The sequence below is a fragment of the Glycomyces mayteni genome (assembly GCF_042428885.1).
In the GTDB taxonomy this organism is placed as follows: Bacteria; Actinomycetota; Actinomycetes; order Mycobacteriales; family Micromonosporaceae; genus Glycomyces; species Glycomyces mayteni.
Map to the genome: position 1 here is coordinate 1,134,581 of NZ_JBHMBP010000002.1, position 25,732 is coordinate 1,160,312.

Sequence of the window (25,732 nt, forward strand, 5' to 3'; positions counted from 1 at the left end):
GTTACCCGCGTGTGCTCTCATGGGTCGTGAGCAAAAGGTGGACCCTGGCCCGGCAGCTCCTGGCGCTGCAACTCGTCCTCGTGGGCGTCCTCGTCGGTGTCGGCACCGCCCTCGCCTACGCCGACGCGCAGCGAGCCGTGGACGCGGGTGCCCGCGAGAAGGTCCTCGCCGTCGCCTCCACCGTCGCCGACTCGCCCGCCGTCACCGACGCCCTCGCCACCTCGCTCCCCAGCCGCGACCTCCAGCCGTTCACCGAGCGCGTGCGCGCCGACACCGACGTCGACTTCATCACGATCATGGACCGCGACGGCGTCCGCTTCACCCACCCCGACCCCGCCCAGATCGGCCGCCACTTCATCGGCAACACCGAAGCGGCCCTTGAAGGACGCCCCTTCACCGAGACCTACACCGGCACCCTCGGCCCCTCCGTGCGCGCCGTCGTCCCCGTCTTCGGCGAGGACGGCGCGGTCGTCGCGCTCGTGGCCGTCGGCATCACCGTGGACGCCATCACCGCCGAGCTCAACGAGCGGCTCCTCCCGCTCGCCGCCGTCGCCGCGGGCGTCCTCGCCGTCGGCGTCACCGGCAGCTCCCTCGTCAGCGCCCGCCTCTCCCGCCAGACCCGCGGCGTCGCCCCCGGCGAACTGCGCGACATGTTCGAGTACTACCAGGCGATCCTCCACTCCGTCCGCGAAGGACTCGTCCTCGTCGGCCGCGACGGCCGCATCGCCATGTGCAACAGCGCCGCCCGCGACCTCCTCGGCCTCCCCGACGGCGCCCGCGGCACCCCCGTCGCCGCCCTCGGCCTCGCCGACGACCTCGCCGCCACCTTCACCTCGCCCGAGCCGCGCAGCGACGAGCTCCACCTCACCGACACGCGGCTCCTGCTCGTCAACACCGTGCCCGTCCGCTCCGGCGACCGCCACATGGGCAACGCCGTGACCCTCCGCGACCACACCGAGCTCCAGAACCTCACCGGCGAGCTCGACACCGTCCGCGGCTTCGCCGAGTCCCTCCGCTCCCAGGCCCACGAGTCCGCCAACCGCCTCCACGCCGTCATCTCCCTCATCGAGCTCGGCCGCCTCGACCGGGCCGTGGCGCTGGCGACCGCGGACCTGGAGGTCGCGCAGCAGCTCACCGACCGGGTCGTGGGCGCGGTCTCTGAACCGGTGCTCGCGGCGCTCCTCCTCGGGAAGCTCAGCGAGGCGAGCGAGCGCGGCGTGGACCTGGAGCTGACCGCCGACACCGCGATGCAGGAGACCGACGGCGAGGTGGACGCCCGCGACCTCATCACGATCCTCGGGAACCTCATCGACAACGCCCTGGACGCGGCCGTCGAGGGCGCGGCCGAGCGCACCCCGCGCGTGGCCGTGACGATCCGGACGGACGCGGGGGAGCTGTTCGTGCGCGTCGCCGACTCCGGCGCGGGCGTCGCCGACGAGGCGGACATCTTCCGGCGCGGCTGGTCGACCAAGGGCGACACGGGCCGGGGCCTGGGCCTGGCGCTGGTCGGGCAGGCCGTGCGGCGCCTGCACGGCGCGATCGCGGTCGCCAACGACGAGGGCGCGGTGTTCACCGTCCGGGTGCCGCTATCGTCGGTGCGATGATCCGCGTACTCGTCGTCGAGGACGACCCGGTGGCCGCCGACGCCCACCGCCAGTACGTCGAGCGCGTCGCCGGGTTCGCGGTGGCCGGGGTGGTCCACTCGGGCGGCGACGCCCTCCGCTTCTGCGCGAAGCACCCGGTGGACCTGGTGCTCCTCGACTTCTACCTGCCCGACACGCACGGCCTCGCGGTCTGCAACGCCCTGCGCGCGGCCGCCTCCCCGGTGGACGTGATCGCCGTGACCTCCGCGCGGGACCTCTCGGAGGTCCGGGCCGCCGTCTCCTCCGGCGTCATGCAGTACTTGCTCAAGCCGTTCGCGTTCGCGACCCTGAAGGGCAAGCTGGAGAACTACGCGGCGTGGCGCGCGCAGGTGGCCCGGCCCGGCGAGGTGGGCGGCCAGACCGACGTGGACCGGATGCTCGGGGAGCTGCGGACCTCCGGTCCCGGCCCGCTCCCCAAGGGGCTCAGCGGGACCACGCTCGACGCGATCAACGGGGCCCTCGGCACCGCCGCGGAGGGCCTGTCGGCGGCGGCCATCGCGACCGCGGTCGGCATCGCCCGCGTGACCGCCCGCCGGTACCTGGAGTACCTGGCGGACAACGGCCTCGCGCAGCGCCACCCGCACTACGGGAGCGTCGGGCGCCCCGAGGTCTGGTACACGCTCGTCAAGCCCGGCTGAGTCCCGAGCGGTGGGAACCGTCAAGACCCGGACCCGATCCCGCCGGTATCCCGCCGGTCTTCCGCCTCGTAACCGGCCCGTCTCCGGGACAGAATTGGCGCGTCCTCGGGCATCCTCGCCCGTCAGCCGACGAAAGGCCCGCCGTGCCCAGCCGAACACTCGCCGCCGTCCCCGCCGCCTTCCTGCTCTTCGGCCTCGCCGCGTGCAGCTTCCAGTTCGGGGACGCGACCGTCACCGCCGCGGAGGTCGCCGACGCGGCCGAGGACGCCCTGGAGGAGCAGCTCGGGTCGCGGCCCGACATCGACTGCGGGGACGACGACTCGATCACCGTCACCGAAGGGGCCGAGGTCGACTGCCTGCTCACCGACCCGGACACCGGCACCGCGTTCGACACGACCGTGACGTTCAAGGGCGTCGACGGCAACGAGTGGAACGCCGACGTGCAGGTCGCCGAGGAGCCCGTCGGCACCGAGTCGCAGCCCTCCGACCCCGCCGAGTCCGAGAGCTCCGCGCCGCCCGCCGACGACTCGCAGGGCCTCTCCATCGAGGCGTCGCGCCTCGCCGAGGCCTCCGAGGACGCCCTGGAGGCGCAGCTCGGCTACCGGCCCGAGATCGACTGCGGCGAGGTGAACATCATGATCTACGTCGACCGCCAGACGTACTGCTCGCTCATCGACCCCGCCGACGGCGCCGAGTACCAGGTGACCGTCACCGTCACGAGCATCGAGGGCCAGGAGTTCAACTTCGACATCAAGGTGGACGACGTCCCCCAGGGCTGACCTTCCCCCGCGGCCCCCGCGCCCCGGCGGGGGCCGCACTCCGCCCCGCCACCGATCGATAGGGTTCCCCACCATGGCAGCAGAGAAGATCAAGGCGTTCGCCGACGGCACGCGCTACGTCGAGGCCGGCGGCTGGCGGATGTGCTTCTCCTGGCTCATCGACTTCGTCGTGTACCTCGTGCTCATCGGCGTCGGGTTCATCGCGATCTCACCGCTGTCCATGGTGGACGAGAACCTGGCCACGGGCCTGGTCTTCGCGCTCCCCGTCCTCGTGCCCCTCGTCTACGGCCTCTTCTACGCCAACGGCCGCTCGATCGGCGCGATCCTCACCGGCACGCGCCTGGTCCGCCTCAAGGACGGCGGCCGCATCGGCGCGAAGGGCCCCTGGGCCATGCTCGTGCGCACGCTCCTGTTGCCATTGCTGCTCATCGCGATCCTCGTGGGCGGCGGGTACGCCGACGGGTCCCTCAAGCGCGGCAGCATCGACGTCGCCCGCACGCGCCGCCTCTACGCCGACGGCCACCACGTCGGCCCCCTCCCGGCCCGCCGCTGAGCCTCCCGGGAGGAGCTACTCCCGCCAGCGCCGCAGCTTCTCGGGGTTGCGCACCACCCAGATCCGCGCGATCCGGTCCGGACCGGCCTCGAACGCGGCCACCGCGGCCGTGACGCCGTCGCGGCGGGCCACCAGGCCCGGCTGGCCGTTGACCGCGCGCTCCAGGATCGCCATTCCCGGGGCCCACCGCGCCAGGTCGAGCACGTACCGCGCGATGGCCTCCGCCCCGGTGACCGGGTGCAGGGCCGCGCCGACGAGGCCGCCGCCGTCGGCGGTCATCGACGCGTTCGGGTCGAGGAGGTCCACGAGCGCGGCCATGTCGCGGGCCTCCCACGCGGTCTTGAAGTCCCGCACCAGGTCCGCGCGGGCGGGCGCGGACGGCCTGCGCTCGGCGCGGATGCGCCGCCGCGCCGAGGACGCGAGCTGGCGGCACGCCTCGGGGGAGCGGCCGACGATCCGGGCGACCTCCGCGAACGGGTACCGGAACACGTCGTGGAGCACGAACGCGACCCGCTCGGCCGGGGTCATCGCGTCGAGGACCACCAGGAACGCCATCGACACCGACTCGTCCAAGGTGACCCGGTCGGCCGGGTCCACGGGCGCGGGGACCGCCGCCCACTCGCGGGCGTCGGGCACCGGCTCGGGGATCCACTCGCCCACGTACCGCTCGCGCCGCGCCCGCGCCGAACCCAACTGGTCCAGGCAGACGCGGCTCGCCACCGTCGTCAGCCACGCGCCCACGGAGGCGATCTCGTCCTGGCGCTCGCGCGGCATCGCGTACCAGCGCGCGTACGTCTCCTGCACGGCGTCCTCGGCGTCGGCGAGCGAGCCGAGCAGCCGGTACGCCAGGTTCAGCAGCTGCCGCCGCTCGCTCATGACCTCCGCGAGGCCCTCGGTTCCGTCCACGGGTCCACCTTCTCTCACCTCCTTCCGACGATGCGGGCCCCCGGAATGTGAGCTGCGCCCGATCCCTCACGTTCGCGGGCGGTGCGTCGTCGGTCAGGCAGACACCCGAAAGGACTCCGCATGCTACGGAAACTCATGACCCTCCCGGCCGGGAGGCGCGCCAAGTGGCTGGTGATCGCCGTGTGGATCGCGCTGCTGGTGCCCGCGGGGATGCTCGCCGGGCGGCTCGGCGAGGTCGAGGACAACGACAACTCGGCGTGGCTGCCCGCCGACGCCGAGTCGACCGAGGTCGCCGAGCGCGCCGCCGACTTCCTGCCCGCCGACACCGTGCCCGCGATCGTCGTCTACGAGCGCGGCGGCGGCGTCACGGACGCCGACCTCGCGAAGGCCGAGGCGGACGCGGCGGCGTTCGCGCTCCTCGACGGCGTCGAAGGCGAACCCCAGGGGCCCTTCGTCTCCGAGGACGGCGAGGCGATCCAGACCGTCGTCCCCGTCCGCAAGGGCAAGGAGGGCTGGGACGGCCTCGGCGCGATCGTCGACGACATGACCGAGGCCGCCGCGGGCGGCCCCGCGGGCCTCGACCTGTACGTCACCGGCCCGGCCGGGAACGCCTCCGACTCGATCAAGGCGTTCAGCGGCTCCGGCGCCCTCACCGCGATCACCGCGCTCGTCGTGGTCGCGATCCTGCTGCTCACCTACCGCAGCCCGGTGCTCCCGATCCTGCCGCTGCTCACCGCGGGCGGCGCGCTCGTCGGCGCCGAGGCCGTGATCTACTTGCTCGCCAGGCACGCCGGGCTCGTCGTGAACAACCAGACGAGCTTCATCCTCACCGTCCTGGTGTTCGGCGCGGCCACCGACTACGCGCTGCTGCTCATCTCCCGCTACCGCGAGGAGCTGCGCCGCCACGAGGACCGGCACGAGGCCATGGCCGAGGCCCTGCACCGCTCCAGCCCCGCGCTGGTCGCCAGCGCCGCCACGGTCGCCGTCAGCCTCATGCTCCTCATGTTCGCGGCGCTGAAGTCGACCCAGGGGATGGGCCCGGCCTGCGCGATCGGCATCGTCGTGGGCCTGCTCGCCATGACCACGCTCATGCCCGCGCTGCTGGTGGCATGCGGCCGGTGGGTCTTCTGGCCCGCCCGCCCGAAGTACGGGACGGCCGCCGCCGCGAAGCCCGGCGTGTGGACCCGCGTCGGCGCGGCGGTCGCCGAGCGCCCCCGCGCCGTGTGGATCGGCACCGCGCTCGTGCTGGGCGCCATGGCGATCGGCCTCGCCGGCCTCAAGGCCGACGGCCTCGCCGCGCGGGACCAGTTCACGGGCGAGCCGCAGTCGGTCACCGGCGAGGCGGTCCTCGCCGCGCACTTCCCGGCCGGGGCCGGGGACCCGGTGCTGGTCCTCACCAGTGCCGCCGACGCGGCCGGCGTCGCCTCGGCGCTGTCCGGAGTGGACGGTCTCGCGGCCGTCGCCGACCCCGTCGTCACCGGCTCGGAGGCCCTGATCCTCGCCGAACTGGAGGACCCGCCGACGAGTGACGCGGCCCTGGCGGCCGTCGAGCGCGCCCGCGGGGCGGTCGGCGGCGACGCCCTGGTCGGTGGGAGCACCGCGGTCCTCCTCGACACCCAGCATGCGGCCGAACGGGACTCGCTGGTGATCATCCCGATCGTCCTGGCCACGGTCTTCCTGATCCTGGCGCTGCTGCTGCGGGCGCTCGTCGCGCCGCTGCTGCTCATCGCCACGGTCGTGCTGTCCTTCGGCGCGGCCCTCGGGGTCAGCGCCCTCGTCTTCGAGCACGTCTTCGGGTTCGCGGGCGCCGAGGCCTCGTTCCCGCTGCTGGTCTTCGTGTTCCTGGTGGCCCTCGGCGTGGACTACAACATCTTCCTGGTCGCCCGCGTCCGCGAACTCGCCCCCAGCCTCGGGACGAAGCGTGCCGCACTTGAGGGCCTGTCGGCCACCGGCGGGGTCATCACCTCCGCGGGCCTGGTCCTGGCCGGGACGTTCGCGGCCATGGGGTCGCTGCCCCTGACGTTCGCCGCCGAACTGGGCTTCGCGGTCGCCTTCGGGGTCCTGCTCGACACGCTCGTGGTCCGCTCGGTCCTCGTCACGGCCCTGACCCTCGACGCGGGCCGCTGGATGTGGTGGCCCAGCCGCCTCTTCCGCGACCACGGACCCATTGCCGCCGAACGGGACCGCGAACCGATCGCCGCAACCCGCTGAGGCGGCGGCGCCCCTCCCGCGAGGGGCGCCGCCGTCACCTGGACCCGCGCCTAGTCGCAGCCCCCGCCGCCGCCGGAGTCCCCGCCTCCGCCGCCCGAGTCGCCGGGGCCGCAGTCCGAGTAGCCGCCCCCGGAGTCCGACGAGCCGCTCCAGGAGGACCCGGAGGAGTCGGAGTAGGAGTACGAACCGGTGCGGCGGGGCTTGCCGCGGTTCGCGACGGCGGCGATCACCACGATGATGATTGCCACGACGATCAGCGCCATGATGACTTCCATCGGAGGGCTCCTTCAGTTGGGCAGGGCTCCACCATAAAACGGCGCGACCACCGCCGGGGGCCCTGCCACAATCGGTGCATGACAACGCCTTCCGAGCCTTCCGAACTGCTCCTCATCGGCGGCCGCTCCGGCGCGGGGAAGAGCTCCGTCGCGTGGGAGGTCTCCGCGCTGCTCCAGGAGCGCGCGGTCGCCCACGCCCACATCGAAGGCGACGTCCTCGACCAGATCCACCCCGCGCCCGCGGACGACCCCGACCGCAGCGCCATCACCGCGCGGAACCTCGCGGCCATGTGGGGCAACTACGCCGACCTCGGCTGCCGCCGCCTCGTCTACTGCAACACCGTCGCCGTCACCGAGTCCGAGATGCTCGCCGCCGCGATGGGCGGGCCCGTCACCCCCATCGGCGTGCTCCTCACCGCCGAGGCCGCCACGGTCGCCGAGCGCCTGCGCGGCCGCGAGATCGGCGGCGCCTACGACGCCCACGTCGAGCGCAGCGCCCGCGCCGCCGCCTACCTCGAAGCGCACGCCCCCGCGTGGGTCCGCCGCGTGCCCACCGACCGTCGCACCGTCACCGACATCGCCGCCGAGGTCATCGACCACGCGGGCTGGTAACGCCGCGTCGGGCGCTCCGAGCACCTGCCGCCAGTGCTCGGCGGCCTGCGCCATGTCGCGGCCCAGGAACCGGTAGAACTCGCCGGAGGCCCGCAGCCGCGCCGCGGCCGGGCCCTCGCCGTACAGCGCCGCGCCCTGGGCCGCCAGGTCCGCCCAGCGCGCGATCCCCTCGATGCTGCGCCGCCACGCGAAGTACGACGACTGCTCGTGGATGCGGTAGCGCTGGCGCCGCCCGTCCCGCTCGCGCGCGACCATCCCCCGGTCCACCAGCCACGACACCGACTTCGAGACCGAAGCGGGACTGACGCCGAGACGCTCGGCCAGCGCCGCCGCCCCGATCCCGTCCGCGTCCACCGTGTACAGGCACGCCATCACGCGCGCGGTCATCGCCGGCAGCCCGGTCTCGGTCATCACCTGCGCGAACCGCTCCTCGAACTCCCGCCGGTCCAGCGGCCCCTCCCGCGACTCCCGCTGCACCGGGTGCGGTTCGCGCCGCCGCGCCCGCCACTGCGACGCCTGCTGCGCGAGGTTCGCCCGGTACCGCCGCGGGCCCCCGTTCCGGGCCACCTCCCGGCTCACCGTCGACCCCGGCCGCCCCAGCGACCGCGCGATCTGCGCGCAGCTCAACCCCTGCGCGAGCCCCGCGGCGATCCGCCGCCGGTCCTCGAACCCCAGTCGTCCTCCCGGCACCGCGCCGCCCCTTCCGATGCATCGAGCCGCAAGGTTATTGCACCGACCTCGCGCCCCTGAACTGGCACTTTCCGAACCAATGGTAGTGCGATCGTGAAACCCGAGCATACGATCCGAACCGGGACAAGGACACCCGCGGAAGGAGCCCCACGATGATCCCGTCACTGCCAGCCGAACGCGCCGCCGACCGGCCGTTCGACCCGCCGCCCGCACTTCGCGCGCTGCCGCCGCTGAGCCGCATGCGCTACCCGGACGGCCACGAAGGCTGGCTCGCCACCGGGCACGCCGTCGTCCGCGACGTGCTCGCCGACCGCCGCTTCAGCTCCCGCACCGACCTGCGGCACATTCCCATCGAGGGCCTGAACGGCTCCACCGACCCCGCCCCGCCCGGCGCGCTCATCTCGCTCGACCCGCCCGACCACACCCGCTACCGGCGCCTGCTCGCCGGGAAGTTCACCACTCGGCGCATGCGCCTGCTCTCCGACCGCGTGCGCGCCTTCACCGAGGAGCGCCTCGACGCCATGGCCGAGCAGGACGGCCCCGTCGACCTCGTCGCCGCCCTCGCGTTCCCCGTGCCCGCGCAGATGATCGGGGAGCTCCTCGGCATCCCGCACGCCGAGCGCGCCGAGTTCGAGGAGCGGTCGGCCCCGCTGTTCCGCCTGGGCGCCACCAGGGACGAGCTCCAGGCGACCACCGGCGTCCTCTTCGCCTACCTGGCCGGCCTCGTCGCCCGCAAACGCGAGGACCCCACCGACGACCTCCTCTCCGACCTGGTCCACACCGACCTCACCGACCAGGAGCTCGTCATGATCGCGTTCCTGCTCCTGGGGGCCGGGCTCGACACGACCTCCAACATGATCGGCATGGGCGCGTTCGCGCTCCTGGCCAACCCCGACCAGCTCGCGGTCCTGCGCAGCGAGCCCGGGTCCGTCACCGGCGCCGTCGAGGAGCTCATGCGCTACCTCAGCGTCGTCCCCGTCCTCGTGCGCACCGCCCTCGAAGACGTCGAGCTGCACGGCGAGACCGTCAAGGCCGGGGAGGCCGTCACCGTCTCGATCCCCGCCGCCAACCACGACCCGGCGAAGTTCCCCGACCCCGACCGGCTCGACCTGCGCCGCAGCGCGAACGGGCACGTCGGCTTCGGCCACGGCATCCACCAGTGCCTCGGCCAGCAGCTCGCCCGCGTCGAACTCGAAGTGGTCCTCTCGGCGCTGTTCTCGCGCTTCCCGGACCTGCGCCTCGCCGTCCCGCCCGAACAGGTGCCCCTGCGCACCGACATGGTCGTCTACGGCGTCCACGAACTGCCCGTCGACTGGAAGGAATGAACATGGAACCCAGGGTCTGCCTCATCACCGGCGCCTCCTCCGGCATCGGCCTCGCCGCCGCGCTCGACCTGGCCGCGGCCGGGCACACCGTCTACGGCGCCGCCCGCCGCGTCCCCAACATGGAGCCGATCGTCGCCGCCGGGGGCCACGCGATCCGCATGGACGCGCGCATCGGCGGCGACCTCGAACGCGCCGTCGCCACCGTCCTCGACGCCGAAGGCCGCATCGACGTCCTCGTCAACAACGCCGGGTCCGTCCTCCACGGCTCGGTCGAGGAGGTCCCGCTCGGCCTCGCCCGCGACCAGTTCGAGCTGAACGTCCTCGCCCCGGCCCGCCTCGTGCAGCTCGTGCTGCCCTCCATGCGCGAGCACGGCTTCGGGCGGATCGTCAACGTCTCCTCGATCGGCGGGGAGATCGCCCTCCCGTTCGGCGCCTGGTACTACGCGTCCAAGCACGCCCTCGAAGGGTTCTCGGACACGCTGCGGATGGAGGTGGCGCCCTTCGGGATCGACGTGGTCGTCGTCCAGCCCGGCATCATCCGCACCCCCTTCGAGGACTCCACCTCGGCCCAGCTGCGCCACTACTCCGGCGACGGCCCCTACGCCGACCGCGCCGAGACCATGGCCAAGGCCGCCGAGACCGGCCTCGACGACGGCTCCGACCCCGAGGTCGTCGCCGCCGCGATCCGCGAGGCCGTCGAAGCCGGCGAGCCCGCGACCCGCTGCGCCGTGGGCCACCTTGCCGAGCAGCTCATCGGCCTGAACAAGTCCATGACCGACCGCGAATGGGACGCGATGGTCACCCGCAAGGTCTGATCACACCGGCGGCGCGACCGCCGCCAGCAGCCGCAGCCGCTCATGGCTCTCGGTCCCCGGCACGGCCGTGTACACCATGAGCGAGTGCAGGCAGTCGGGGTCCACGAGGCGCTGGCAGTGCAGCTCCATGCCGCCGACCTCCGGATGCACGAAATGCTTGACTTCGTTCGGCCGCAGCCCCACCTCATGCGCCTCCCACAGGCGCCGGAACTCCCCGCTGCGCGCCAGCAGGAGGTCGGCGAGCTGCGCGGCCCGCGATCCCGGGCCGCGCAGCGCGGTGATCTCGCGCAGCCCCGACGCATACATGCGGCCCAGGAACGCGTGCTCCTCGGGCGCGTACCGCTCCCGCACGGCCGGGACGGTGAACCACCGGAACCCCAGGCTCCGCTCGGGCCCGGTGAACCGCGTGGCGTCCCCGGTCAGCGCCACGCCGAGGGGCGTCTGCCGCAGCGTCTCGCCCAGTTCCGTGACGATCTCGGCGGGCGTGTCGCCGAGCCGGTCGAGGACGCGCAGCAGCCCGGGGCTGATGTGCTCGCCGACGACCCCCGCGACGGGCGGCCGGTGCCCCGCGAGGCGGAACAGGTGGTCGCGTTCGATGCGCGTCAGGTGCAGGCCCTGCGCGATCGAGGCGAGCATCTGCTCCGACGGCTGCGGGCCGCGCTCGCGTTCGAGCCGCGAGTAGTAGTCCACGGACATGTGGCACAGCGCCGCGACCTCCTCGCGGCGCAGGCCCGCGGTCCGGCGCCGCGCGCCCCGCGGCAGCCCCACGTCCTCCGGTTGCAGCGCCTCGCGCCTCGACCGGAGGAACCCGGCCAGTCCGGTGCGGTCGATCAAAGCGTCCTCCCTGCGTCCGCTCCTGTATACCGCCCCCGGCCGTCCTGAACCACGGCCCGCCGATCCCCCCTTGCGCGGGCGCGCTCCGCGCAGCCTCGGATCGGCGGGCCCTGGATACGCCGCGCGGCGGCGCGCATTGTGGTTGTCTGACCAGCGAGGAGCCGCACATGACACGCACCATCGACATCACGATCCCCGACCTGACCGGCAAGCGCGCCGTCGTCACCGGCGCCAGCGACGGCATGGGCCTCGGCATCGCCGAGCGGCTCGCCGCCGCGGGCGCCGAGGTCGTCATGCCCGTGCGCAACCGCCGCAAAGGGGACGCCGCCGCCGAGCGCATCCGCGCGAGCGTCCCCGGCGCCCGCGTCGAGCTCCAGGACCTCGAACTGTCCTCCCTCGCGTCCGTCGAAGCGCTCGCCGACGCGCTCGTGCGCGACGGCCGCCCGATCCACCTCCTGGTCAACAACGCCGGGGTCATGACCCCGCCGGAGCGCCAGACCACCGCCGACGGCTTCGAGCTCCAGTTCGGCACCAACCACCTCGGGCACTTCGCGCTCGTCGCCCGCCTGCTCCCGCTGCTGCGCGCCGGGCGCGCCCGCGTGACCTCCCAGATCAGCGTCGCCGCCCGCCGCGGCCGCATCAACTGGGACGACCTGAACTGGGAACGCGGCTACCACGGCGGGCGCGCCTACAGCCAGTCGAAGATCGCGTTCGGCCTCTTCGGCCTCGAACTCGACCGCCGCAGCCGCGCCGAAGGCTGGGGGATCAGCAGCAACCTGTCCCATCCCGGGGTCGCCCCCACGAGCCTCCTCGCCGCCCGCCCCGAACTCGGCCGCGACCGCGACACCGCCGGGGTGCGCCTCATCCGCTTCCTCTCCTCCCGCGGCATCCTCCTCGGCACCGTGGCGACCGCGAAGCTCCCGGCGCTCCTCGCCGCGACCGGCGAACCGGGCGTCCTCTACGGCCCGAGCGGCCCCGGCCGCCTCGGCGGCCCGCCCGCGCTCCAGCGCCTCTACCCGCCGCTGCGCAGCGCCGAAGAGGCCCGACGAATCTGGCGCGTCTCCGAGGACCTGACACGGACCGCGATGCCCGCCCGCTGACCGCCTAGGGTCCCGCCCGGCGCGAACGTCCGCTTCGACGCCGCTCAAGCGGTCTTGAACCCGCGCTGCGGGCCGGGGCCGTCGGCGGCGAGCTTGTCGCCGAGGTTGTAGACCGCGCACTTCTCCAGCGACAGGCACCCGCAGCCCACGCAGCCGTCGAGGTCCTCCTGGAGGTCCTTGAGGCGCGCGATCTCGCCCTCCAGGCGCCGCCGCCACTCCGCGGAGAGCCGCAGCCAGTCGGCCCGGTCGGGGACGCGCTTGCCGGGGAGGCGGTCGAGCGCGTCCTTGACCTCGTCGAGCGACAGGCCGACGGACTGCGCGGCCCGCACGAACGCGACGCGCCGCAGCTCGGCCCGGCGATAGCGCCGCTGGTTGCCGCCGGTGCGGACCGAGGCCACCAGGCCCAGCGACTCGTAGTAGCGCACCGCCGAGGTCGCCACCCCGGCGCGCGCGGCGAAGTCGCCGATCGTCAGCACCGCGTGCGGATCGTGCTCCGTCATGTGTCTCCGCTCACCAACCGCTTTACTTCAAGTCGACTTGAAGTTACATGATGACCGCCATGACCGCCACATACGAGGACGCCCTGGCACTCGCGCGACGCTCCGTCTCCGACGTCCGCTACCCGATCGTCAAGACCTACACGCTCGACCCGATCTGGGTCCTGTACGACCGGATCCTGCGCATCGACCCGGCACGCCCCGACGACCCGGCCCGCGACCGGTTCCTGCTGTCGAAGGGCCACGGCCCCAGCGCCTTCTACGCGGTCCTCGCCGCGAAGGGCTTCTTCCCGGAGTCCTGGCTCGACTCGATCGCCGACGCGGACTCGCGGCTCGGCTCCCACCCGGACCGGACGCTCGTGCCCGGCGCGGAGATCTCCGCCGGGTCCCTCGGGCACGGCCTGCCGCTCGGCGTCGGCCTCGCACTCGGACTGCGCGCCAAGGGGTACGACTCCCAGGTGTACGTCCTGGTCGGCGACGCCGAACTGGACGAGGGCTCCAACCACGAGGCCATCGCGTACGCGGGCGCCACCGGCCTGGCGAACCTCCACGTGATCGTCGCCGACAACGGCTCCGCCTCCCACGGCTGGCCCGGCGGCGTCGCGTCGCGCTTCGCCGTCAACGGCTGGGCCGCGTCCACTGTCGACTCGACCGACCACGAGGCCCTCTACGCGTCGCTGACCGAGCCCCACCCCGGCGGCCCGCGCGTCACCGTCGCCGCCAGCACCACGACCCCCCACCACGCCTGAGCCACCTGGAGCACCGCCATGACCACCGAAGCCAAGACCATGCGCGAGGCCTGGACCGAGCACACGAGCGCGCTGCTCGACGTGAACCCGTTCCTCGCGCTCGTCCTCGCCGACATCTCCGACGACTCCTTCACCGAGGCCGCCGCGAAGCACCCCGGCCGCGTCCTCAACGTCGGCATCCGCGAGCAGCTCCTCGTGGGCGCCGCCGGGGGCCTCGCCCTCGCGGGCCTGCGCCCCATGGCCCACACGTACGCGCCGTTCCTCGTCGAACGCGCCTTCGAGCAGGTGAAGCTCGACTTCGGACACCAGGGCACCAGCGGCGTCCTCGTCAGCGTCGGCGCCTCCTACGACTGGGCCGAAGGCAGCTACACCCACTTCAGCCCCCGCGACGTGGCCCTGTTCGACACCCTCCCGGACTGGCGCGTGCTCGTCCCCGGGCACGCCGGCGAGGTCCCCCCGCTCCTGGACCGCGCGGTCGACTCGACCGAAGGCGCCTACGTGCGCCTCTCCTTGCGCCACAACGCGGCCGCGCACGCGGGCGCCGACGGCGACCTGGTCGTCCTCCGCGAGGGCTCCCGGGCGACCGTGGTCGCGGTCGGCCCGCTGCTCGACAACGCGCTCGCGGCCACCGAGGGCCTCGACGTCACGGTCGCCTACACGAACACGCCGCGCCCCTTCGACACCGCGGGCCTGCGCGACCTCGCCTCCCGCACCGGGAACACGGTCGTCCTCGTGGAGCCCTACCTCGAAGGCACCTCGGCGGCGATCGCCTCCGAAGCCCTCGCCGACCGGCCCCACCGGCTCCTCTCCGTGGGCGTCGGCCGCACCGAACTGCGCCGCTACGGCACGGCCGCCGACCACGAGCGCCTCCACGGCCTCGACCCCCAGGGGATCGCGGCCCGCCTGAAGGCGTTCCTCTGACCTACTGCTGCGGCATCCCCGGCCAGCCGTTGCCCTGCTGCGGCTGCTGGGGCTGCTGCTGCGTTGGCTGGACCGGCTGCTGCGGCGGGACCTGCTGGTAGGGCTGCTGCTGGGGGTACTGCGGGGCGGCCGGGCTCGGGGACCAGCGCATCAGGAAGATGCTGACGGCCAGCAGCACGGCGGCGAGGATGAACAGCCAGATGCCGCCGCCCGCGCTGGCGGACACGTCGGCGTCCTCCCAGGCGTCGCTGCCGAACACGCCGTTCAGCTCGATCACCGGGTGGAGGGCCGCCGCGGCGGTGAGGGCCGCGAGGCCGATGCCGCCGAGGCGGACCGCCCACTGGAGGCCGGGCTTGACGCCCGCGGCGGCCCAGCCGACGAGGACGACCAGGATCAGCGCGGGGGACAGGCCGGGCAGGCTCACGCCCGCCGTCTCCAGGCCGAACCCGCCGATGTCGTCGGCGTCGGAGCCCCCGAGGGAGATCTGCGGGATGAGCGACCCGACCGCGAGGAGCAGCAGGCCCGCGCCCGCGAGCGCGAGGCCCACGGGGGTCGGCCTGTCGGGCCCGGTGGGGAGCAGCCCGCCCTGCGGGGTCGGCTGCGGGCCGGTCGGGTAATACTGGGGCTGTGCTGCGGGGTTGTCGTTCAAGGGGATTCAACACTCCTATGCGTCTCGTCTGCGTCTCATGGCCGGACGAGGTTGTCGGCCGTCGCATCCTAAAGGATCGGCGCCAAGGGAACCGCGCGCGCCCGCACAGCGTCATATCGCTTATGAACGGACATATGAAACGGATCGCCCCGCTCGCCGCCGTCTTCGCCCTCGCCGCCTGCGGCCAGGGCGCGGCCGACACCACCGGTGCGGGTGACGCCGACACCGCTTCGGACCCGCTCGTCTACCAGGGGTCCGTGACGGTCCTCCAGCCCACGCAGCGCGACAGCGCGGGTCTGTGCGCGTTCGTCGCCGAGTCCTACCCGCCCCAGTGCGAGGGCCTGCCGGTGACCGGCTGGGAGTGGGACGCCGTCGAGCACGAAGAGGCCGAAGGGGTCCGCTGGGGCACGTACGTCGTGACCGGGACCTTCGACGGCAAGCAGTTCGCGCTCACCGAGGACCCGCTCCTCCTCAGCGAGGTCGACCCCGCCGACTACCAGCCCGCCGCCCCCGAGTTCGGCGAGCCCGCCGAGGACCTCGCCGCCGCCGAGCTGACCGCCATCGCCGACGAGATGACCGCCGAGTTCCCGGCCACGGTCTTCGGCGGCGGCCCCGACGAGGCCCACGGCGTGGCCCTCGTCGACGCCCTCCTGGTCACCCCCGAGATGGAGGCCTACGCCGCGGAGCACTTCCCTGCGGACGCCGTCGTCTTCACCGCGGTCCTCCAACCTGTGGAGTAGCACAGCCTAGGGGAGTCGGACATACGACACGACGCCCTTTCGCGTATTGCCCAACGCGGCGTCCCGAGCCCTCAAGGTGGGTCGAAGAACGACCGAAGGAGGGTCCATGCAACGCCACACGAAGGCGGCACTGGCCGCGGGGTTCGCAGCGGTCGCGACCATGGCGCTGTCGGCGCCGGCCGCCGCGGCCGAAGGAGCGGGGGACGAGCCGGACACGCGCCGGGTCGACGACAGCTTCACCGTGACCACGTTGAACGACAACGGATACGCGACGTTCGTCGACTACGGACCCGGCAAGCCCGGGCACGGCATGAACGACGACTACATCGAGATCGACGACACCTGGGCCGACGGGTACGACGTGCGCGTCGAGGCCTGGCTCGACGGCAGCTCGCAGGGGGTGCGCGTCTACGACGACGGCGCCTGGGGCGACGTCCTCGTCTGGGACCCGTTCCCGAACGTCAAGGCGGGCCAGGAGGTCGAGCTGGAAGTCTGCCTGACCGACGGCAGCGGCATCCACCACCAGTGCGGCGAGGGCGGGGACGTCTCCGCCGACGGCTGACGCGCGCGGCGCCCCGCCCAGGGGCGCCGCCGGAATCTAGACCCGCCAGGAGCGGCGCGGCTTGAGCTCGATCGTCGGGGCCGGTTGGGGCGGCGGGTAGCGCACGACGAGGTCCTCCCAGACCTCGGGCGGGATCGCCAGGCTCGCGTCGAGCATCGCCGCCCCGTGCCACAGCCCGATCCCCTTGAGGGCCTTGGCGGTGGCGCGGCAGACCTCCTCGTTGAGGAACGCGAACCGCTCCCCGGCCGCGCGCCGCTCCGCGAGTTCCGCAGGGTCGGTCGCGTGCTCCAGCCGGACCAGCACGTCGCCCAGTCGCTCGCACTCCTCGGTGAGCGCCAGCACCGGCCGGAAGGCCGCGGCGATGTCCCCATCGGTCGATTCGTCCACACTCCACCCCTTTCCGCGACCGACTCTAGCCAACGCCGCCCCGAGGCGGACCCGGGTTCGCGACGGGCGGCAGAGTGAACGTTCATCCCTGTGTCAAGATGGGCCTTCGATCGAGAAGGGATACTGGGCGGATGACGGAGCGTTCCACCGGCCGCAGGCGGCCGACCATTCGGGAGGTCGCGCAGCTCGCGGGGGTGTCGCATCAGACCGTGTCACGGTACCTGCGCTCCCGGGAGGGCCTCAAGCCCGCGACGCTGGAGCGGATCGACGCGGCGGTCCGCGAACTCGACTACCGGCCGAACCTGCTGGCGAGGTCCATGCGCACCAAGCACACCGGGCGGATCGCCGTGCTCATGCCGAACCTGGTGCACAGCCACCCGGCGCGGCTCGTCAGCGGCGCGGCGGTCGCCGCCCACGAGGCCGGGTACACCGTGGAGGTCGTGGCCCTCGAAGGCGGGGCCGAGGAGCGCTCGGCGCGGCTGCTCGAACTCGCGTACTCCGGGCAGGTCGAGGGCATCCTGGCACTGGCCCCGATCCTGCCGTCCGTGGAGGCCGACCTGCCCGCCGACGCGGCCGTCGTCGTCTCCGCCGACTTCGACGACCGGATGCGGGGCCTCGGCGAGCTCTCCGAGGCCGCGCCCGTCTACGAACTTGTCGAAGGGCTTGCGGCCCTTGGGCACAAGCGCCTCTACCACGTCGCCGGAGACCCCGAGTTCGCCTCGGCCCGCGCCCGCCGCGCCGCCTACCTCGACGCCGTCGAGCGGTTCGGCCTCGAATCCGTGGGCGTCTTCGACGGCGACTACAGCGCCGAGTCCGGCGTCGAGGCCATGCGCGTCCTGCCCGCCGGGCGCCTGCCCACCGCGGTCGTCGCCGCCAGCGACGGGATCGCCGCGGGCGTCATCCGCGGGGCGAGGAACCGCGGGCTCGAAGTGCCGCGGGACCTCAGCGTCACCGGCTGGGACGACCTCGAAGTCGCCCGGTACATGCCGCCCTCGCTCACCACGGTGCACATCGACCTCGCCGGGCTCGGCCGCCGCGCCATGATCCGCCTGGTCCGCGCCCTCTCCGGGGTCGAACTCGACCCGCCGGCCCTGCCGCTCAACCAGGTCATCTGGCGCGAGTCCACCGCGGTCGCCCGCCAGCACTGAAAACCCGTACCGGGATGCAAGCCGCGTATTGACATCGCAGTGAACGTTCACTAGATTCGGCGCAACCGCTGTAGTGAACGATCACTAAACGTCGATCCGAAGGAGTGTCGATGCCGGTCCAGCCACCCCCGCCCCGCGGGGCCCTCCCATGACCGCCGCCGCCGAACTGCGCCACCTCAAAGGCGCCGCACCGAAGTCCAAGCCGCAGAACAAAGCCGCGTTCTGGTTCCTGCTCCCGTGGTTCCTCGGCCTCTTCGCCGTCACCCTCGGGCCCATGGTCGCCTCGCTCTACCTGAGCTTCACGAAGTACAACCTGCTCCAGCCGCCCGAGTTCACCGGCACCGCCAACTTCGAGCGGATGCTCACCGACGAGCGGCTCCACAGCTCCCTCGCCGTCACCTTCACGTACGTGCTCGTCTCGGTCCCGATCCAGCTCGGCCTCGCCCTGGGCCTCGCGATCCTCCTCGACCGCGGCATCCGCGGCCTCGCGTTCTACCGCTCGGTCTTCTACCTGCCCTCGCTCCTCGGCGCCAGCGTCGCCATCGCCGTCCTCTGGCGCACCGTCTTCGGCACCGAAGGCCTCTTCAACGAGGGCCTGGGCCTGTTCGGCATCGAGGGCCGCGGGTGGATCTCCGACCCAGAGACCGCCCTGTCCACGCTCATCACCCTGAACGTGTGGACCTTCGGCTCGCCGATGGTCATCTTCCTCGCCGGGCTCCGCCAGATCCCGGTCGTGTACTACGAGGCCGCCGCCGTCGACGGCGCGAGCCCCTGGCGGCGCTTCATCTCGGTGACGCTGCCGCTGCTCACCCCGATCGTCTTCTTCAACCTGGTCCTCCAGATCATCCACGCCTTCCAGTCCTTCACCCAGGCGTTCATCGTCTCCGGCGGCACCGGCGGGCCCACCGACTCCACACTGTTCTTCTCGCTGTACCTCTACCAGCGCGGCTTCGGCAACTTCGACATGGGCTATGCCTCCGCGCTGGCCTGGCTGCTGCTGGTCATCATCGGCGCGTTCACCGCCGTCAACTTCTGGGCCTCCAAGTACTGGGTGCACTACGATGACTGACACCCTCCGCAAGCTCGCCAAGCACCTGGTGCTCATCCTCCTCGCGGGGATCATGCTCTACCCCGTCCTGTGGATGGTCGTCAGCTCGCTGCGCCCCAACGCCGAGATCTTCCGCAGCCCCGGCCTCGTCCTCAGCGACCTGGAGACCGGGAACTACGAGGCCGGATGGAACGCCTTCGAGCACCCCTTCGGCTACTTCATGGTCAACTCCGGGATCGTCGTCCTCGGCGCGATCATCGGCAACCTCGTCGCCTGCTCCATGGCCGCCTACGCGTTCGCGCGCCTGGAGTTCACCGGCCGCCGCTGGTGGTTCGCCGTCATGCTCCTGACGATCATGCTGCCGGTCCACGTCATTATCGTCCCCCAGTACGTGCTGTTCTCCGAGTTCGGCTGGGTCAACACGTTCCTGCCGCTCATCGTCCCCAAGTTCCTCGCCACCGACGCGTTCTTCGTGTTCCTCATGGTCCAGTTCATCCGCGGCATCCCGCGCGAACTCGACGAGGCCGCCCGCATCGACGGCGCCGGGCACCCCCGCATCTACCTGCGGATCGTGCTGCCGCTCATGGTCCCCGCGCTGGCGACGACCGCGATCTTCACGTTCATCTGGACGTGGAACGACTTCTTCTCCCAGCTCATCTACCTCATCGACCCCGACATGCACACCGTGCCGCTCGCGCTGCGCGCCTTCGTGGACCAGCAGGCGGGCACCAACTGGGGCGCGACGTTCGCGATGAGCGTCGTCTCGCTCCTGCCGGTGTTCCTGGTGTTCCTGTTCGGGCAGCGCTACCTCCTGCGCGGCATCGCCACCACCGGAGGCAAGTGATGCGACGAGAAAGGAACGCACCGATGCGACCGCGACTGACCCGCCGCGCCCTCGGCAGGGCCGGGATCCTCGGCGCCGCCTCCGCGCCCCTGTTCGCCGGGTGCGGCATCGGCGGCGGCGGGGAGATGGTCCTCTCCGACGAACCGGTGGAGCTGCGCCTCTCCTGGTGGGGCTCGGACCTGCGGGCCCAGCAGACGAACGAGGCCATCGCGGCCTTCCAGCGGGAGTACCCGCGGATCACCGTGCGCGGGGAGTACAAGGAGTTCGGCGCGTACTGGGACGGCCTGGCGACGACGTTCGCGGCGAACGACGCCGCCGACGTCGTCCAGATGGACGAGCAGTACTTCAACTCCTACTCCGACCGCGGCGCGCTCTGGGACCTGAACGAGGCGAAGGAGTTCCTCGACCTGTCCAAGATCGACCCGGACCTCCTGGTGACCGGCCAGGTCGAGGGCGCGCAGTACGCGCTGCCGATCGGCTCGGGCGTGCTCGCGTTCGCCGTCAACGCCGACCTGTTCGCGCAGTACGGCATGGATTTGCCCGACGACACCGTGTGGACCTGGGACGACTACGCCGAGATCGCCCTCGAACTCGCTCAGCGCGGCGGCGGCGACATCACCGGGACCTCGATCACCGGCGGCGTGGACGTCGGCTCGACCCGCTACTGGGCCAGGCAGCACGGCAACGAGCTGTTCGCCGAGAACGGGGACGTGTCGCTCGACCCGGACCTGCTCGTGGAGCAGTGGGAGTACTACGCGGGCCTCATCGCCTCCGGCGCGGCCGACAGCGCGCAGCAGATGGTCGAGGACACCGGCGCGGGCGTCGAGGGCGGGCGCCTCGCCACCGGCAAGACCGGGTTCGGGCTCATCCACAACACCCAGATCACGGCCCTGCGCAGCGGATCGGGCGCCGACATGCGCCTGCTCCAGCTCCCGCAGAACGGGACGCCCGCCAACTTCGTCAAACCGGCGATGTACTGGGCGGTCTCGGCCGGGTCCGAGCACCCCGCCGAAGCCTCGCTGCTCGTGGACTTCCTGGTCAACAGCCGCGAGGCCGCCGACGTCCTCGGCACCGAGCGGGGCGTCCCGGCCAACACGGAGATCCTCGAATACCTGGCGCCGCAACTGGAGGAGTCCGAGCGGATGGCCGTGGACTACCTCGACGCCGTGGTCACCGGCAGCCCGATCCGGGTGACCCCCAACGGCGGCAGCTCCGTCAACCCGCTCATCACCCGCATCGGCCAGGAAGTCTACTTCGGAGAGACGAAGCCGGAGGACGCCGCGAAGGCGTTCATCACCGAGCTCCAAGGCGAGATCGACGCCACCAGATGACCGCACCCGCGACAGGAGACCGAATGCCAGACCCCACCTACCGCGCCGCGATCGTCGGCACCGGCGGGATCGCCCACCGGCACGCCCAGTCGATCGCCGCGCTCGGCGACCGCGTCCAGCTGGTCGCCGTGGCCGAACTCGACGCCGACCGCGCCGCGGACTTCGCCCGCGAGTACGAGGTCCCGAACGTCTACGCCGGCGCCGACGAGCTGCTCGCGAACGAGCGGATCGACCTCGTCCACGTCTGCACCCCGCCGCAGACCCACGCGCCGCTGTCGATCGCGGCGATGCGCGCGGGCGTCCCCGTCCTCGTCGAGAAGCCCACGGCCCTCAGCCTGTCCGAGATGGACGACATGCTCGCGGTCGAGGCGGAGACCGGCGTCCCGGTGCTCACCGTGTTCCAGCACCGCTACGGGGCCGCCGCCGTGCGCCTGCGCCGGCTCCTGCGCTCCGGCGCGCTCGGGCGACCGCTCGTCGCCGTCTGCGAGACCCTCTGGTACCGCGACGAGGACTACTTCGCCGTCCCCTGGCGCGGCACCTGGGACGCCGAGGGCGGCGGCCCGACCATGGGCCACGGCATCCACCAGTACGACCTCCTCCTGTCGGTGCTCGGCCCCTGGGCCGAGGTCCGCGCCGCCGCCGGGCGGCTCTCGCGGCCCACCGACACCGAGGACGTCTCGATGGCGCTGGCGCGCTTCGCGGACGGCACGCTCGCCACCGTCGTCAACTCGGTGGTCTCGCCCCGCGAGACCTCCCGGCTCCGCTTCGACTTCGAGCTCGCCACCGTCGAGGTCGAGCACCTGTACGGCTACAGCGACGACCACTGGCGGTTCACGCCCGCGCCCGGCCACGAGCACCTCGCGGACCTGTGGACCGCCGACGCCGCCGCCCCGCCGAGCGGCCACGTGCTCCAGATCGCGGCGATCCTCGACGCCTTCGACGCGGGCGCCGAACCGGGCGTGTCCCTCGCGGACGCGCGCCGGACCCTCGAATTCGCCGCCGCCACCTACGCCTCGGCGTTCCTCGGCCGGCCCGTCGCGGCCGGCGAGATCACCGGCGACCACCCGTTCGCCCGCGGCATGGACGGCGGCGCCGTCCCGTGGGCCCAGACCCGCAAGGAGACCACCGCATGAGCGGCCTCGAAGCCCGCCACGACATCGGCACCGCCCTCACGGTCCACGACGGCGACGTGGCGCTGCTGCGCTACGTCTACCGCCCCGACACCCCGCTCCTGGAGTCCCCGAAGCCGTACCTGAGCCCCCTGTTCACCCGCTCGGGCCGCCCCGCGTCGCTGTTCCGGCCCTGGGACCACGTGTGGCACAAGGGCATCGCCTGGTCCCTGCCGGTGGTCCAGGACGAGAACTTCTGGGGCGGGCCCACATACGTCCACGGCAGGCACTACGTGCAGCTCGACAACAACGGCACCCAGGCGCACAAGGAGGTCGCCGCGATCGAGGCCGACAAGGACCGCGTGTCCTTCTCCCACGACCTCGAATGGATCACCCAGGGCGGCGAGCGTTGGTTCACCGAGCGGCGCACCGTCACCGCGAGCCTCCTCTCGCCCGAGGCGTGGGCGCTGACCTTCGACACCGCGATGACCAACGTCTCCGGCCGCGACATCGCCATCGGCTCCCCGACCACCCGCGGCCGCGAGAACGCCGGGTACGGCGGCCTGTTCTGGCGCGGGCCGCGCTCGTTCACCGACGGCACCCTCGTCACCGCGACCGCCTCCGGGCCCGGCAGCGAGATGCGCGGGGGCCGCCACGAGTGGATGGCCTTCGCCGGACGCCACGACGAGGACGACGCGACCTCCCTGGTCCTCATGGTCGACCACGCCGAGAACCCGATGCACCCGCCGCAGTGGTTCGCCCGCAGCGAGGAGTTCGCCGCCCTCAACCCGGCGCCGTTCTTCAGCGAGGAGTACACCGTCGCCGCCGGGGCCGACATGCGCTTCCGCTACGGCGTCGGCATCGCCGACGCGGGCGCCGACGCCGCCGGGGACCTCGCGGACGCCGTCCGAGGCGTCCTCCGGGTCTGACCCGCCCGCCTGAACGGCGGGGCCCGCACGTCCGAGCCGGGGACGTGCGGGCCCCGTTACCCGGCAGTAGAGTGAGGGCGCCCACTCTGAGAGGACCGAACATGCGCGGCCCCGTCCTGCACCTGCCCCCGCGGCCCTGGGCCGCCCTCGCCGTCCTGACCGCCTTGGCGCTCATCGGGATCGCCAACTGGGCGATCGACGAGACGCCGCCCGCGCCCGCCGCGGCCGACGCCCCCGCCGACGAGTTCAGCGCCGACCGCGCCTGGTCCACCGTCGAGGCCATGGCCGTCGAGCCCCACCCGATGGGCACTCCCGAGCACGACCGCGTCCGCGACCTCCTCGCCGCCGACCTCGAATCCCTCGGCTTCGACGTCGAGATCCAGACCGAACTCGCCCGCGACACCGGAGAAGGCGACGCCCTCGTGCGCTTCGGCCTCGTGGACAACATCGTGGCCACCCTCCCCGGCACCGACCCCACCGGCACCGTCCTCCTCACCTCCCACTACGACTCCGTGCCCTCCGGCCCCGGCGCCGCCGACGCCGCCTCCGGGGTCGCCGCCATCGTCGAGTCCGCCCGCGCCCTGAGCCTCGAAGGGCCCCACCGCAACGACGTCGTCGTGCTCATCACCGACGGCGAGGAGATGGGCCTCTTCGGCGCGGAGGCCTACGCCCGCACCCACCCCGCGGGCGAGGAGCCCACCGTCGTCTTCAACCTCGAAGCCCGCGGCGTCTCCGGGCCCTCGCTCATGTTCGAGACCTCCACCGAGAACGCGGGCCTCATCGAGGTCTTCGCCGACAACGCCCCCAGCCCCCACGGCGACTCCTCCGCGATCGAGGCGTACCGCCAGCTCCCCAACGACACCGACTTCACCCGCTTCCACGAGGCCGGCTACATCGGACTCAACTCCGCGTTCATCGGCGGCGCCTCCTGGTACCACACCCCCCACGACGACACCGGCCACCTCGACCCCGCCAGCCTCCAGCACCACGGCGAGAACCTCCTCGGCACCACCCGCGCCCTCGCGGGCATGGACCTCGCCGACCTGGAGACCGGCCACGACCAGACCTTCTTCGGCTTCCTCGGCCTCTTCGTCCACTACGGTGAGGCCTGGAACCTGCCCGTCGCGCTCCTCGGCCTCGCCGCGGCCGTCGCCGCCGTCGCCCTCGCGCGCCTGCGGCACGCGCTCAGCCTGCCCCGCTTCGCGATCGCGTTCCTCTCCTTCATCCTCCCCGTCGCCGTCTCCGGCGCCGCCGCCGTCGCCCTCTGGCCCGCCCTCCAAGCCCTGCGCCCCGGCTACGCCGACCAGCACGGCCTCCTGTTCAACCGCACGTACTACTACCTCGCTATCCTCGCGTTCGCCGTCGCCGCCCTCACCGCCTGGTACGCGGCCGCGCGCCGCCGCCTCGGCGGGGCCGCCGCCGCGCTCGCGCCCCTCGCCTGGCTCGCCGTCCTCGGCACCCTCACCGCCGTCGCCGTCCCCGGCCTCTCGTTCGTGTTCGCCATCCCCGCGCTCGCGGCGGTCGGCGTCCTCGCCGCGATGCTCCTCGAACCGCGCCCGCGCCGCGCCCGCCTCGCCGGCTACGCGATCTTCGCGATCCTCCTCGTCCCCGCCGCGGTCCAACTGAGCTGGACCTCGAACCTCCTCGAAGCGTTCGGCATGGAGCTCGCCGCCGTCCCCGCCGTCCTCATCGTCCTGTTCGCCGCGCCCGCGCTGCCGCTGCTGGCGATGTGCCGCCTCCGCCTTCGACACGTCCCGGCCGCCGCCGTCCTGACCGCGCTGGCGCTCGCCGCCGCCGGGCTCGCCGTGGACCGCTTCGGCCCCGAGCACCCCCGCCAGGCCTACCTGTCCTATGTGCTCGATGCCGACACCGGCGCGGCCGCCTGGGTCTCGACCGACCTCGACCGGTCCGAGTGGACCGCCGGATACGTCACGGAAGACGGCCTCGACGGCTCCGGCCTGCCCGCGGCCTACACCGACACTACCGCGGCCAACGGCTACGGCCCCGCCGAGCCGATCCAGGTCGCGCCCCCGACCGCCGTCTACGAGACCCGCACCGCCGACACGGCCGTCCTCCAGGTCGCCTCGCCGCGCGGCGCGGACACCATGTGGCTCACCGTCTCCGGAGCCGCCGACAGCGCCGAGGCGACCCTCCCCGACGGCACCACCGCAAAGGTCCCGATCGCCGCGCCCGCCGAACCCGGCGCCCCGGCCGTGATCTGGTTCTACAACGTGCCCGCCGAGGGCTTCACCCTCACGCTCCACGGCGACCTCGGCGACGTCACCGTCTTCGACCAGACCCACGGCATCGAGGACCTCGACGGCTACACCGACCGGCCCGAGGGCCTCATGCGCTCGCGCGACCGGCTCTCCGACACCGTGACCGTCGCGGCGGCCGCCGTGTAGACGCCGCCGAACCGACCTCGGAGCGTGACCGA

26 protein-coding genes and 1 pseudogene are annotated in these 25,732 nt (G+C 73.0%); 20 read left to right on the forward strand and 7 right to left on the reverse strand.

What is annotated here, in order from left to right:
- The first annotated feature begins 26 nt into the window (after positions 1 to 26).
- The 4 genes from ACFFXY_RS11820 to ACFFXY_RS11835 all read left to right on the forward strand — a co-directional run bounded on the left by ACFFXY_RS11820 (position 27) and on the right by ACFFXY_RS11835 (position 3,613).
- Entirely contained in the window at positions 27 to 1,604 is a 1,578-nt protein-coding gene (locus ACFFXY_RS11820; RefSeq protein WP_382350147.1) for an ATP-binding protein, read from the forward strand.
- Positions 1,601 to 2,281, forward strand: coding sequence for a response regulator (locus tag ACFFXY_RS11825; RefSeq protein ID WP_382350150.1), 681 nt, complete (start codon positions 1,601 to 1,603; stop codon positions 2,279 to 2,281). Before ACFFXY_RS11820 ends, ACFFXY_RS11825 begins: the two co-directional genes overlap by 4 nt.
- Positions 2,282 to 2,424: 143 nt before the next feature.
- The gene (locus tag ACFFXY_RS11830; RefSeq protein ID WP_382350153.1) at positions 2,425 to 3,060 is read left to right on the forward strand and encodes a DUF4333 domain-containing protein; all 636 of its coding nucleotides are present in this window, start codon (positions 2,425 to 2,427) and stop codon (positions 3,058 to 3,060) included.
- 73 nt (positions 3,061 to 3,133) lie between these two features.
- Positions 3,134 to 3,613, forward strand: a complete 480-nt coding sequence (locus ACFFXY_RS11835; protein WP_382350155.1) for a hypothetical protein — start codon at positions 3,134 to 3,136, stop codon at positions 3,611 to 3,613.
- A gap of 15 nt (positions 3,614 to 3,628) precedes the next feature.
- Here ACFFXY_RS11835 and sigJ read toward each other — a convergent pair whose 3' ends face one another.
- Positions 3,629 to 4,489 carry an RNA polymerase sigma factor SigJ gene (sigJ, locus tag ACFFXY_RS11840; protein WP_382350632.1) on the reverse strand — a complete coding sequence of 287 codons (861 nt, stop codon included), beginning with the start codon at positions 4,487 to 4,489 and terminating at the stop codon, positions 3,629 to 3,631.
- A gap of 150 nt (positions 4,490 to 4,639) precedes the next feature.
- Between sigJ and ACFFXY_RS11845 the strand changes: the two genes are divergently transcribed.
- Positions 4,640 to 6,730, forward strand: coding sequence for an MMPL family transporter (locus tag ACFFXY_RS11845; RefSeq protein WP_382350158.1), 2,091 nt, complete (start codon positions 4,640 to 4,642; stop codon positions 6,728 to 6,730).
- 50 nt (positions 6,731 to 6,780) lie between these two features.
- Here ACFFXY_RS11845 and ACFFXY_RS11850 read toward each other — a convergent pair whose 3' ends face one another.
- On the reverse strand, positions 6,781 to 7,005 hold the full coding sequence (locus ACFFXY_RS11850) for a hypothetical protein (RefSeq protein WP_382350161.1): 225 nt from the start codon (positions 7,003 to 7,005) through the stop codon (positions 6,781 to 6,783).
- 78 nt (positions 7,006 to 7,083) lie between these two features.
- On the opposite strand from ACFFXY_RS11850, the gene ACFFXY_RS11855 reads away from it, so the two are divergent.
- Positions 7,084 to 7,617, forward strand: a complete 534-nt coding sequence (locus tag ACFFXY_RS11855) for a nucleoside/nucleotide kinase family protein (protein WP_382350164.1) — start codon at positions 7,084 to 7,086, stop codon at positions 7,615 to 7,617.
- 12 nt (positions 7,618 to 7,629) lie between these two features.
- Here the strand turns inward: ACFFXY_RS11855 and ACFFXY_RS11860 are convergent.
- A pseudogene (locus ACFFXY_RS11860) lies at positions 7,630 to 8,307 on the reverse strand (GbsR/MarR family transcriptional regulator); the annotation flags it as partial.
- Between the two features lie 152 nt (positions 8,308 to 8,459).
- On the opposite strand from ACFFXY_RS11860, the gene ACFFXY_RS11865 reads away from it, so the two are divergent.
- Positions 8,460 to 9,632 carry a cytochrome P450 gene (locus ACFFXY_RS11865; RefSeq protein WP_382350167.1) on the forward strand — a complete coding sequence of 391 codons (1,173 nt, stop codon included), beginning with the start codon at positions 8,460 to 8,462 and terminating at the stop codon, positions 9,630 to 9,632.
- Positions 9,633 to 9,634: 2 nt separating this feature from the next.
- Positions 9,635 to 10,447 carry an oxidoreductase gene (locus ACFFXY_RS11870; RefSeq protein WP_382350170.1) on the forward strand — a complete coding sequence of 271 codons (813 nt, stop codon included), beginning with the start codon at positions 9,635 to 9,637 and terminating at the stop codon, positions 10,445 to 10,447.
- On the opposite strand, the gene ACFFXY_RS11875 is transcribed toward ACFFXY_RS11870, so the two are convergent.
- Complete coding sequence (locus ACFFXY_RS11875) at positions 10,448 to 11,281, reverse strand: helix-turn-helix transcriptional regulator (protein WP_382350173.1); 834 nt, start codon at positions 11,279 to 11,281, stop codon at positions 10,448 to 10,450.
- Between the two features lie 167 nt (positions 11,282 to 11,448).
- Between ACFFXY_RS11875 and ACFFXY_RS11880 the strand changes: the two genes are divergently transcribed.
- Positions 11,449 to 12,381, forward strand: coding sequence for an SDR family oxidoreductase (locus tag ACFFXY_RS11880; RefSeq protein WP_382350176.1), 933 nt, complete (start codon positions 11,449 to 11,451; stop codon positions 12,379 to 12,381).
- Positions 12,382 to 12,425: 44 nt separating this feature from the next.
- Here ACFFXY_RS11880 and soxR read toward each other — a convergent pair whose 3' ends face one another.
- Positions 12,426 to 12,881 carry a redox-sensitive transcriptional activator SoxR gene (soxR, locus tag ACFFXY_RS11885; RefSeq protein ID WP_382350179.1) on the reverse strand — a complete coding sequence of 152 codons (456 nt, stop codon included), beginning with the start codon at positions 12,879 to 12,881 and terminating at the stop codon, positions 12,426 to 12,428.
- Between the two features lie 59 nt (positions 12,882 to 12,940).
- On the opposite strand from soxR, the gene ACFFXY_RS11890 reads away from it, so the two are divergent.
- On the forward strand, positions 12,941 to 13,627 hold the full coding sequence (locus ACFFXY_RS11890) for a thiamine pyrophosphate-binding protein (protein ID WP_382350182.1): 687 nt from the start codon (positions 12,941 to 12,943) through the stop codon (positions 13,625 to 13,627).
- Between the two features lie 39 nt (positions 13,628 to 13,666).
- Positions 13,667 to 14,548 carry a transketolase family protein gene (locus tag ACFFXY_RS11895; protein WP_382350635.1) on the forward strand — a complete coding sequence of 294 codons (882 nt, stop codon included), beginning with the start codon at positions 13,667 to 13,669 and terminating at the stop codon, positions 14,546 to 14,548.
- A gap of 1 nt (position 14,549) precedes the next feature.
- Here ACFFXY_RS11895 and ACFFXY_RS11900 read toward each other — a convergent pair whose 3' ends face one another.
- Entirely contained in the window at positions 14,550 to 15,197 is a 648-nt protein-coding gene (locus ACFFXY_RS11900; RefSeq protein WP_382350185.1) for a hypothetical protein, read from the reverse strand.
- 134 nt (positions 15,198 to 15,331) lie between these two features.
- Between ACFFXY_RS11900 and ACFFXY_RS11905 the strand changes: the two genes are divergently transcribed.
- Complete coding sequence (locus ACFFXY_RS11905; protein WP_382350188.1) at positions 15,332 to 15,937, forward strand: hypothetical protein; 606 nt, start codon at positions 15,332 to 15,334, stop codon at positions 15,935 to 15,937.
- A gap of 106 nt (positions 15,938 to 16,043) precedes the next feature.
- Positions 16,044 to 16,499: a hypothetical protein gene (locus ACFFXY_RS11910; RefSeq protein WP_382350191.1), complete on the forward strand. Its 456-nt coding sequence runs from the start codon at positions 16,044 to 16,046 to the stop codon at positions 16,497 to 16,499.
- Between the two features lie 36 nt (positions 16,500 to 16,535).
- Here the strand turns inward: ACFFXY_RS11910 and ACFFXY_RS11915 are convergent, their stop codons facing one another.
- On the reverse strand, positions 16,536 to 16,886 hold the full coding sequence (locus tag ACFFXY_RS11915; RefSeq protein WP_382350194.1) for a hypothetical protein: 351 nt from the start codon (positions 16,884 to 16,886) through the stop codon (positions 16,536 to 16,538).
- 131 nt (positions 16,887 to 17,017) lie between these two features.
- On the opposite strand from ACFFXY_RS11915, the gene ACFFXY_RS11920 reads away from it, so the two are divergent.
- The 7 genes from ACFFXY_RS11920 (at position 17,018) to ACFFXY_RS11950 (ending at position 25,700) form a co-directional block, all read left to right on the forward strand.
- Positions 17,018 to 18,034: a LacI family DNA-binding transcriptional regulator gene (locus tag ACFFXY_RS11920; RefSeq protein WP_382350197.1), complete on the forward strand. Its 1,017-nt coding sequence runs from the start codon at positions 17,018 to 17,020 to the stop codon at positions 18,032 to 18,034.
- A 148-nt stretch (positions 18,035 to 18,182) separates the two neighbouring features.
- Positions 18,183 to 19,103 carry a carbohydrate ABC transporter permease gene (locus ACFFXY_RS11925; RefSeq protein ID WP_382350200.1) on the forward strand — a complete coding sequence of 307 codons (921 nt, stop codon included), beginning with the start codon at positions 18,183 to 18,185 and terminating at the stop codon, positions 19,101 to 19,103.
- On the forward strand, positions 19,096 to 19,926 hold the full coding sequence (locus ACFFXY_RS11930) for a carbohydrate ABC transporter permease (RefSeq protein WP_382350203.1): 831 nt from the start codon (positions 19,096 to 19,098) through the stop codon (positions 19,924 to 19,926). The genes ACFFXY_RS11925 and ACFFXY_RS11930 overlap by 8 nt, the downstream gene beginning before the upstream one ends.
- 23 nt (positions 19,927 to 19,949) lie before the next feature.
- A complete protein-coding gene (locus ACFFXY_RS11935; RefSeq protein ID WP_382350206.1) occupies positions 19,950 to 21,257 on the forward strand; it encodes an ABC transporter substrate-binding protein in 1,308 nt (435 codons plus the stop codon).
- A 23-nt stretch (positions 21,258 to 21,280) separates the two neighbouring features.
- Positions 21,281 to 22,390 (forward strand): Gfo/Idh/MocA family protein, encoded by a 1,110-nt coding sequence (locus tag ACFFXY_RS11940; protein WP_382350209.1) that lies wholly within the window; start codon positions 21,281 to 21,283, stop codon positions 22,388 to 22,390.
- Positions 22,387 to 23,295, forward strand: a complete 909-nt coding sequence (locus tag ACFFXY_RS11945; protein WP_382350212.1) for a DUF6807 domain-containing protein — start codon at positions 22,387 to 22,389, stop codon at positions 23,293 to 23,295. The genes ACFFXY_RS11940 and ACFFXY_RS11945 overlap by 4 nt, the downstream gene beginning before the upstream one ends.
- A gap of 101 nt (positions 23,296 to 23,396) precedes the next feature.
- Positions 23,397 to 25,700 carry a M28 family peptidase gene (locus ACFFXY_RS11950; RefSeq protein WP_382350215.1) on the forward strand — a complete coding sequence of 768 codons (2,304 nt, stop codon included), beginning with the start codon at positions 23,397 to 23,399 and terminating at the stop codon, positions 25,698 to 25,700.
- Positions 25,701 to 25,732: the final 32 nt, after the last annotated feature.

Bases quoted from the DNA above. Each gene is read 5' to 3' on its own strand.
- ACFFXY_RS11825 (WP_382350150.1), top strand. From the start codon at position 1,601: ATGATCCGCGTACTCGTCGTCGAGGACGACCCGGTGGCCGCCGACGCC.
- ACFFXY_RS11835 (WP_382350155.1), top strand. From the start codon at position 3,134: ATGGCAGCAGAGAAGATCAAGGCGTTCGCCGACGGCACGCGCTACGTC.
- sigJ (WP_382350632.1), bottom strand. From the start codon at position 4,489: ATGAGCGAGCGGCGGCAGCTGCTGAACCTGGCGTACCGGCTGCTCGGC.
- ACFFXY_RS11845 (WP_382350158.1), top strand. From the start codon at position 4,640: ATGCTACGGAAACTCATGACCCTCCCGGCCGGGAGGCGCGCCAAGTGG.
- ACFFXY_RS11850 (WP_382350161.1), bottom strand. From the start codon at position 7,005: ATGGAAGTCATCATGGCGCTGATCGTCGTGGCAATCATCATCGTGGTG.
- ACFFXY_RS11855 (WP_382350164.1), top strand. From the start codon at position 7,084: ATGACAACGCCTTCCGAGCCTTCCGAACTGCTCCTCATCGGCGGCCGC.
- ACFFXY_RS11865 (WP_382350167.1), top strand. From the start codon at position 8,460: ATGATCCCGTCACTGCCAGCCGAACGCGCCGCCGACCGGCCGTTCGAC.
- ACFFXY_RS11870 (WP_382350170.1), top strand. From the start codon at position 9,635: ATGGAACCCAGGGTCTGCCTCATCACCGGCGCCTCCTCCGGCATCGGC.
- ACFFXY_RS11880 (WP_382350176.1), top strand. From the start codon at position 11,449: ATGACACGCACCATCGACATCACGATCCCCGACCTGACCGGCAAGCGC.
- soxR (WP_382350179.1), bottom strand. From the start codon at position 12,881: ATGACGGAGCACGATCCGCACGCGGTGCTGACGATCGGCGACTTCGCC.
- ACFFXY_RS11890 (WP_382350182.1), top strand. From the start codon at position 12,941: ATGACCGCCACATACGAGGACGCCCTGGCACTCGCGCGACGCTCCGTC.
- ACFFXY_RS11895 (WP_382350635.1), top strand. From the start codon at position 13,667: ATGCGCGAGGCCTGGACCGAGCACACGAGCGCGCTGCTCGACGTGAAC.
- ACFFXY_RS11905 (WP_382350188.1), top strand. From the start codon at position 15,332: ATGAAACGGATCGCCCCGCTCGCCGCCGTCTTCGCCCTCGCCGCCTGC.
- ACFFXY_RS11910 (WP_382350191.1), top strand. From the start codon at position 16,044: ATGCAACGCCACACGAAGGCGGCACTGGCCGCGGGGTTCGCAGCGGTC.
- ACFFXY_RS11920 (WP_382350197.1), top strand. From the start codon at position 17,018: ATGACGGAGCGTTCCACCGGCCGCAGGCGGCCGACCATTCGGGAGGTC.
- ACFFXY_RS11925 (WP_382350200.1), top strand. From the start codon at position 18,183: ATGACCGCCGCCGCCGAACTGCGCCACCTCAAAGGCGCCGCACCGAAG.
- ACFFXY_RS11930 (WP_382350203.1), top strand. From the start codon at position 19,096: ATGACTGACACCCTCCGCAAGCTCGCCAAGCACCTGGTGCTCATCCTC.
- ACFFXY_RS11935 (WP_382350206.1), top strand. From the start codon at position 19,950: ATGCGACCGCGACTGACCCGCCGCGCCCTCGGCAGGGCCGGGATCCTC.
- ACFFXY_RS11940 (WP_382350209.1), top strand. From the start codon at position 21,281: ATGCCAGACCCCACCTACCGCGCCGCGATCGTCGGCACCGGCGGGATC.
- ACFFXY_RS11945 (WP_382350212.1), top strand. From the start codon at position 22,387: ATGAGCGGCCTCGAAGCCCGCCACGACATCGGCACCGCCCTCACGGTC.
- ACFFXY_RS11950 (WP_382350215.1), top strand. From the start codon at position 23,397: ATGCGCGGCCCCGTCCTGCACCTGCCCCCGCGGCCCTGGGCCGCCCTC.